Raw genomic sequence first — 8,355 nt, 5'->3', positions numbered from 1 at the left:
AGAAGTTTTTTAACTGAATGGTTATGGAACCATAGAAGGCATTAAAGCACATATAAGTTTGGAGTGAAAAATATTTTAATCGTTGCAATTTATATTGATGATTTAAACATATGAGCCATAGAAGTTTTTTAACTGGGTAGTTATGAAACCATATAAAGCATTAAAGGACATATAAGTTGTTGCTATTGTATGTAATTACGGAAATTTAATTGTCTTTATCTGTGAAAATCTGTGTTTAAAAAGTATGCTTTTAAAGCCAAAAGGTGTTTTGAAAAGGAGTTGCGTTAGGGATGGTAATGGAAATAAAAAGCGCTGGCACTGTAGTATTGCCCTAACGAGGAAGCGACCAACGGAAGCTCCCGCAGTAGGTGCAATAGTTAGCGCCAGTGCTCTTTATTGTAATGTACAGCCCGTAATACGCCCCAAAAAAAAATCTCGCCATTGCTGACGAGATTAAAAATTTATAAGTTTCAATTAGAGAATCAACATAGCGTCTCCGTATGAGTAGAATTTGTATCCTTCTTTGATGGCTTCGTCATAAGCTTTGCGCATTAAATCGTGACCACAAAAAGCAGAAATCATCATTAACAACGTTGATTTTGGCGTATGAAAATTGGTAATCATACAAGTGGCAATACTAAAATCGTATGGAGGAAAGATAAATTTATTAGTCCAACCATCATAAGGATTTAGGGTATTTTGAGAAGAAACAGAGCTTTCTACCGCACGCATTGAAGTAGTTCCTACAGTGCAGATTCTTTTTTTCTTGGCCTTTGCTTCATTCACAATATCACATGCTTCTTGGGTAATTTTTAACTCTTCAGAGTCCATTTTGTGTTTAGACAAATCTTCTACCTCAACAGGGTTGAAAGTTCCTAAACCTACGTGCAAAGTCACTTCGGCAAATTTTGCGCCTTTGATTTCCAAACGTTTTAAAAGATGTTTTGAGAAGTGTAAACCTGCTGTTGGTGCAGCTACAGCTCCTTCTTCTTTAGCATAAATAGTTTGGTAACGGTCTGCATCTTCTGGAGTTACCTCTCTGTTGATGTATTTTGGGATTGGTGTTTCTCCCAATTCTGTCAATTTATTTCTGAATTCTTCGTAAGAACCATCATATAAAAAACGTAGTGTTCTACCGCGAGAAGTCGTATTGTCAATCACCTCAGCTACTAAAGAGTCGTCATCTCCAAAATACAATTTGTTTCCGATACGGATTTTACGGGCTGGATCTACCAATACGTCCCATAATCTTTGTTCAGCATTCAATTCTCTCAACAAGAAAACCTCGATTCTAGCTCCCGTTTTTTCTTTGTTTCCATACAAACGAGCAGGGAAAACTTTGGTATTGTTTAAGATTAAAACATCGCCATCATCAAAATAATCAATTACGTCTTTGAACATTCTGTGCTCGATGGTTTGTTTTTTTCTATCGATTACCATTAAACGAGATTCGTCTCTGTTTTCTGCAGGAAATTCGGCTAAAAGTTCTTTGGGTAAATTGAAGTTAAAATGAGATAATTTCATATTTGAGTATTAAGATATTAGCAGTAACTATTAAGACCTATTGCCTTAATAAAAATCTGGCTGCAAATATACGACTGTGAGATAGGCGTTGTCAAGTGTTTTGGTGTTTATTTTAGTTTTCGCAACAAACACGCCTCTTTACAACGCTTTACTTTATAAATTGAATAAAAAGAAAAGCGTTGTAGATTAAAGCATTAAACTAGACCTCAGCAGATTGAAATCCAAGAGTTGTTAAATCTGTCCAGAAATCTGGATACGATTTAGAAACCACCTCGGCATTGTTGATTATGATTGGAACGCGCAAGGCTAAAGGAGCAAAAGCCATAGCCATACGATGGTCGTTATAGGTATCTATGGCGATATTTTCAAGTATTTCTTGAGCTGGTTCTAGGGTCAAACTATCGTTAGTAACTGCTATGCTCGCGCCTAATTTAGTTAGTTCAATTCGTAGCGCTTCCAAGCGGTCGGTTTCTTTAATTTTTAGGGTATGCAATCCCGTCAAATGACAGCCTATACCTAGCCCTAAACAAGTAACGACGATGGTTTGTGCAATATCGGGTGTGTTATTTAAATCGAAAGTAACAGATTGATACTCGAAATTAGGTTGTTTTACCAAGGTCAGGTTGTTTGCTTCAAAACGAGCGTCAACTCCCATTTTGGCATAGATTTCAACCAAAGCCGAATCGCCTTGTAAACTCGATTCTTTATAGCTACTCAATACGATAGTAGCTTCGTTTGACAAAGCGGCCAAACTGAAAAAGTAAGACGCAGAACTCCAATCGGATTCGACTGTTAGCGTTTGTTGTTTTGAGTTTTTAGTTAATGGTTTGACTGTGATGACATTTTCTTCGAATTTAGTTTCTACACCAATTTCGTTCAGCAAGGCCAACGTCATTTTGATGTAAGGAACAGAGGTGATTTCGCCAACCAAGGTTAATTCGATGCCATTTTCTAATTTTGGTGCCACTAACAAAAGTGCCGAAATGTATTGACTACTTACATTGGCAGCAATACTAACTTTGGATTGGGTTATTTTCTGACCTTTGATTCGAATAGGTGGAAATCCTGGTTCTTTTTCGTAAGCTATCTGAGCGCCTAATTGTTGTAAGGCCTCTACCAATACTTTTATAGGACGCTCCGTCATGCGTTGAGAGCCTGTCAAAACTACTTCTTTTCCTTCGCTTACTGCAAAAAAAGCTGTTAAGAAACGCATGGCAGTTCCTGCGTGATGAATATCTATGAGTTGAGCATCTGTACCTGAAAGTTGAGCATTCTGCAAGGCTTTGGTCATCACTTCTGAATCATCAGAATTCGAAGTATTTTCCAATACAAGATTGGGATACAATGCCTGCAACAATAACAATCTATTGGTTTCGCTTTTGGAACCTGTGATTGAAATAGTAGCCTTAAGTGTTGAAATTGCAGTATGTAGTTGTAAATTCATGGCTTTAAATATGAGTTGTGAGTTGCGAATAAAGAGGCAACTCCACTATTTTTTTGGGGTGCAATTTACAATTCACAACTCACAATTCACAATTTAGCCTTCACTAATTATTTTAATTTTTCGTTGTTTTTGTGACGATTTTTATCTCGAACAGATTTCAAATCCATTTTTTTATCAAAAGCGGCTTGCAAATCAATTCCCGTTTGATTGGCTAAACACAATACAACAAAAACCACATCGGCCAATTCTTCGCCTAAATCTTTGTTTTTATCGCTTTCTTTCTCGGACTGTTCTCCATAACGGCGAGCGATGATTCGGGCTACCTCGCCTACCTCTTCAGTGAGTTGCGCCATATTGGTCAATTCATTGAAATAACGAACACCGTGTTCTTTAATCCAGTTATCTACGTCTAATTGTGCGTTTTTTAGGTTCATTTGTTTTTATTTTATTTATTTATTTAACCCTGACAGGGTTCAAAACCCTGTCAGGGTGGTGTAAAGACTAGTATTCGATGATTAAATTAGTGATTTCGTTTGAATTTTGAGGGCTTTGATACCTGTTAGGTTTAGGGGTTATATTTAATTTATTTAACCCTGACAGGGTTTTGAACCCTGTCAGGGTGTGTAAAGATTAGTATTCGATGATTAAATTAATGATTTCGTTTGAATTTTGTTGTTGATTGTGATAAAAAATAAAATTATCTACATCTCCAAATATTGAAACGACTTCCTTTCTTTTTAGTTTTGTTGGTTTATCCGAAATTATAGAACCATAAGACGACCAGGGATACAAACTCATTTCTTTTACAAAACCGTGATGAACTGGATTGTTATGGATGTAAAATATTAATTCTTGAAAATATTCTTCCGAAGAAACTAATTTTCTTTCAAAAGTTGATTCAAATAAACTTCCTGTTCTATGATGCCGTTTATTTATAGCTTGTGTATAAGCGTTGAACAAATGCGCGAACTGTTTAGAGGGATCAATGATTTTTGGCTTTTCGGTTGTGGTGTATGTCAACTCATTTTGTTCTATTTCAACTTTTTCTTTGATTCGCACCAAAATATGAAAATGATTTTTCAACAAGCACCAAGCAAAAGTTTCGGCAATAGGTTCTATATATTTTGCATACAACCCAAGAAAATAAAAGTAATTCTCGTTTTCTAGAAATATATCAATACCATTATTACCACGATTATAAATATGGTAATAATGCCCGTAAAGTATCGGTTGTTTTATTTCCATGGTAGTATCTATTTATCTATTCTATTAACCCTAACAGGATTTAAAACCCTGTTAGGGTTGTTCTAATTGAAAGTCTTGCCCTTTACTGTTTATTGCAAAACTCAAGACAAATAACAATTTGACTATTTTCTTTATCATTAAGATTTTTTCAAGACGATTTTTTCGTTTAACTTATCGATAGTTCTTTGAAAAAATTCTTTTAACGTTTCATAATAATCCGCAGTAACAATGACTTTATTTATTTGACTACTTACCACAACCTGCAATATATTTCCGTCCAATTTAGCATTATATGAAAAACCAGCCACATTGTCTTGTGCTTCAAGCCTTATAGGGGCAGGCAAGTTTTCCAAGATATAACCCTGAGGTATCTCAATGCTAATAATGAATTTCTCTTGTTTTGTGGGGCCAAAATAAATGGGCAGCTTTCTCTCTTGGGATTTAAATGGATTCTTCAATTCCTTCAAAAACAACAAAGGATTGAGGTACATTTTATTTTCAATAATATCAAAAGAATGAGCAATTTCAAAAGAATACGCTTCCAACACTGGCTTAGACAAATCAGTTTTAAGATTTGTTATACTATAATCTGAAATAGTTAAGCCATTATGTTTACTTTCTATTTTTTCAATTTGCGCTTCTGTTGTAACATCTACATTCTTTTCTCTAAAAGCTAGCGCTTCAAAATCGGTCTTTTGATTTTTATAGTTCCCTTTTATGACTCCATTTGCATCTATTTTGACATTGATTCCAAATATACTTTTAGAAAGTGCGGTATCTGTTAGTTTTATTTCGGTAGAATTTCCATCTGATTGTACCGCTCTCCCCGACCAATTCACTAAGGACAATGGATAAATATTTGGGGCAGTAAATTTATTAGCCGCATCTAACAAATAACTTTTGCCATCTGCAATTACAGAAACCATCACATAATTAAAACCCGTTCGTCCTGGAAAAACTGAAGCTCCATTATCGATGGTACTTGCTAAGACGGGGCTTGCATTTAAGCCTGCTATATTTAACATATTAACAAGAATAAAATTAATCTCGGCCACATTTCCAGTAGAAGCCTCATATGCTTTCTCTACCCCTTTATCCACGTAGACCCCAAACGTTTTATCCCAACTCATTTTTTCTTGTACGTGTTTAAAAATAGCTTCCATTTTTTCAGTTTGAGTCGTTTTCCCCTCGAAAAAGCGGCTAACATGAGGAACAAAATATTTGGCTTTTAGTAGTTCTTCTCCAAATTCTTTTTCTTTAAATATAGTTTTCGAGACTCCTTCCCACGTTATAGAATAGTCTTTATCTGGTTTGTCTGTATATCGAACTCTTTCTAATTCTTGCTGAATTTTTGATGTATAATTTTCAATGTTATTGATGAAAATTTCCTCATGCAAAGCCGGTACATTTTGCACCGTATATTTAGTGTTTATTTGTGTAAAGTTTAAATAGGACTGATTACGAAACTCATTTTCAAAAGAACATGATCCTTTTGTGATTTCATTGGTTGAATTCACCTCAACATAACCATTTAGTATACTTTTGTATAGGTACATTTCTGGAATTTCGGTAGTGTATTCAAAGTTGTTTACTGGAATATTGTATTGGATTATCATGTCTGGAAATTTAAAAATATTCTCCGATTTGTGCACATATTTAAATTCAATTACCGAACCTACTTTCACATTAGGTAAAGTGACGCTAGTTTTTTTCCAATATTTATTGATTTTTTCTACAAAACTTCCTTCGCTGGTGAGTTTTGTCTTTAAAATTTTATCTTGATCCAAATTATAAGTAACCGCCTCTGAAAACTTAATCACATCGGGCGTCAATTCTTCATATCCTATATAATAGGGAACTACAAAAGTGGCCCATTTCAACCCTTCTTTTTTATAAATTTTAATTCTATATTTAATTTCATGATTCGCAATAAATCCCGCTTTGACAGAATATGTAAAAAACGTCCTTGCTTTTTTAAACAAAACTGCCGCTACCGCTGAAGTATCTGTGGGGTGCTGTTTTTCTTGGAGTTCTTCGACTGTAACTTTTCCTAATTGAAAATCTTGCCCTTTGCTATTTATTGCAAAACTCAAGACAAATAACAATGTGACTATTTTCTTTATCATTAAGCTTTTTTCAAGACGATTTTTTCGTTCACTTTTTCAATCATTTTTTGATAGTATTCTTTTAGCATTTCATAATAATCAGAAGCTACGATTGGTACTTTTATTTGATGTTGCACCGAAAGTTGAATGGTTTTACCATTCACACTAGTCAAAAACTTAAAACCTCCTAAATCATCTTGCATGACTATGTTTGCAGGTACAGGAACACTTTCCACCACGTATCCTTCAGGAACTTGAATATTTACCGCATATCGATCCATAAATGGAAAACTATAATCTATGGGATACTCTCTGGTTTCTTGTTTAAAAGGGTTTTCTTTATAGGTATAAAAAAGTAAGGGGTTGATATAGATTTTATCCTGAATAACTTCACATAAATTAGACCCTTTAAAAGTAAAAACTTCACTTACTGGTAATTGCAATTCTTTTTCATTGTTTCTTTTATAATCTTCGATTTCAATTTTCCCTTTTTCGTTTTCTAATTTCTCCAAATAAGTATCTTGATTTTCTCCATTTACGCGATTTCTATACAGCATGGCATTGTAATTGGTAAGCTGTCTCTGCATTTTTCCTGTAACTTTTCCAGAGGGTTCCACTGTATAGCTCATCGTTATCGCGTCATTAGACAATGTTTTTGGCATCAAATCTACTTGAGAGGAAGATCCGTCTTTTCTAATTAAACGCCCCATCCAATTTAGATCACGGGTAGGCAATACGTTTGGTATAGCATTAGCTGCAGTAGCATCTAGCAACACCAATTCGTTGGGAAATTCTATGGCTGCAATTACATAATCAAATGCTGTTCTACTAGGAAATAACGCAATACCATTATCTCTTGTACTCACCAATACTGGATTAGCTTGTAAACCTGCATAACGTAACATAGCCGTTAACATCAAGTTAATATCTCCAACATTCCCTGTTTTGTTTTTGAAGGCCGTTCTTACTCCTTGTTCACAATAGTATCCTCGGAATCCATTCCACTTTACATTATTTTTCACATAGTTAAAAATTGCTACTGTCTTTTCTTCAGGTGAATTCAGTGAGCCAACCAAGGCTTTGATTTCGTCTTCAAAGTAACCTGTTTTATTCAACTCTGATCCAAAATCTTCATCTTCATAAATTGCTTTTGCTACAGATTCCCAATTTGTAGAAAAATTTTTATAGGGTTGGTTAGGATAACGGATTGAAGATAACTCATGACTAACACTTGATATGTAATTATTGATGTTATTAACAAAAGATTCTTCTTTTAATGCTGGCAAATCCTTTGCTATATAGGCTGTTATAGTTTCATCAAATTCTAATTTCTCTTGACTAGTTGAACCTCCTGCTCTTCCTGGATCGAACTCTTGTCTATAAGAATAATTCATTGACTTTCTTGACTTGCCAACTGTTCTTAACGGCATAATCGTTCCTTTCATGTTAGTGTTATAAACAAAATATTCAGGCACATATGTCTTAAACTCTGAGTAATTTACTGGAATACTTGCTTGAAAAGCCCAATCAGTAAGTTCTGCAATTCTTGGACTTTTCACCCGATAGGTATATTCTATAATAGATCCCACGCTTACATTCGGCATAGTTATCTTCTTTGAGCTCCAATATTTATTCACTTTTTCTTCAAATATACCATCGCTCTTCAACTTTGCTTTTTCTACCTTACCATTTACCAAATTATAGGTAATAGCATCTGAAAAAGACACGACTTCTTTTGAATTGCTTACACTATAAAAATCAATTTTTTTATTCGCCCACTCATATCCTTCTTTCTTGTAAATCTTAATGCGTGTAGTCACCTCTGTCAGCATTGTAAATCCTTGATCTTGACTGAATTCAAAATTCACTTTCCCCCTTTTAAAAAGAATTGCAGCTGCTGCTGTTGTATCTTTTGGATGTTGTTTTTCTTGCAATTCGGCTATGGTTACTTTATCTAATTCTAATTCTTGCGAATAAACATTGATGTGAATTAACGCAATTAAGCAAACAATAAAACTTTTAAAAAAATTCATAAAA

Annotated in this window: 6 protein-coding genes; all 6 read right to left on the bottom strand. The window is 34.4% G+C overall.

The genetic code is table 11. The features are described from left to right. Positions 1–474 precede the first annotated feature (474 nt). The 6 genes from queA to O9307_RS13810 all read right to left on the bottom strand — a co-directional run bounded on the left by queA (position 475) and on the right by O9307_RS13810 (position 8,351). The gene (gene queA, locus O9307_RS13835) at positions 475–1,524 is read right to left on the bottom strand and encodes a tRNA preQ1(34) S-adenosylmethionine ribosyltransferase-isomerase QueA (protein ID WP_298300347.1); all 1,050 of its coding nucleotides are present in this window, start codon (positions 1,522–1,524) and stop codon (positions 475–477) included. 199 nt (positions 1,525–1,723) lie between these two features. Next, the gene (gene aroA / locus O9307_RS13830; RefSeq protein ID WP_298300345.1) at positions 1,724–2,968 is read right to left on the bottom strand and encodes a 3-phosphoshikimate 1-carboxyvinyltransferase; all 1,245 of its coding nucleotides are present in this window, start codon (positions 2,966–2,968) and stop codon (positions 1,724–1,726) included. A gap of 107 nt (positions 2,969–3,075) precedes the next feature. After that, positions 3,076–3,402 carry a nucleotide pyrophosphohydrolase gene (locus O9307_RS13825; protein ID WP_298300343.1) on the bottom strand — a complete coding sequence of 109 codons (327 nt, stop codon included), beginning with the start codon at positions 3,400–3,402 and terminating at the stop codon, positions 3,076–3,078. A 196-nt stretch (positions 3,403–3,598) separates the two neighbouring features. Continuing rightward, positions 3,599–4,213, bottom strand: coding sequence for a hypothetical protein (locus tag O9307_RS13820; protein ID WP_298300341.1), 615 nt, complete (start codon positions 4,211–4,213; stop codon positions 3,599–3,601). Positions 4,214–4,350: 137 nt separating this feature from the next. Further along, positions 4,351–6,339: a DUF3857 domain-containing protein gene (locus O9307_RS13815; RefSeq protein WP_298300339.1), complete on the bottom strand. Its 1,989-nt coding sequence runs from the start codon at positions 6,337–6,339 to the stop codon at positions 4,351–4,353. Beyond that, a complete protein-coding gene (locus O9307_RS13810; RefSeq protein WP_298300337.1) occupies positions 6,339–8,351 on the bottom strand; it encodes a DUF3857 domain-containing protein in 2,013 nt (670 codons plus the stop codon). The genes O9307_RS13815 and O9307_RS13810 overlap by 1 nt, the downstream gene beginning before the upstream one ends. Between the last annotated feature and the right edge of the window lie 4 nt (positions 8,352–8,355).

The organism is Flavobacterium sp. (assembly GCF_027531905.1).
In the GTDB taxonomy this organism is placed as follows: domain Bacteria; phylum Bacteroidota; class Bacteroidia; order Flavobacteriales; family Flavobacteriaceae; genus Flavobacterium.
This window is presented reverse-complemented; position numbering and strand designations above follow the sequence as displayed.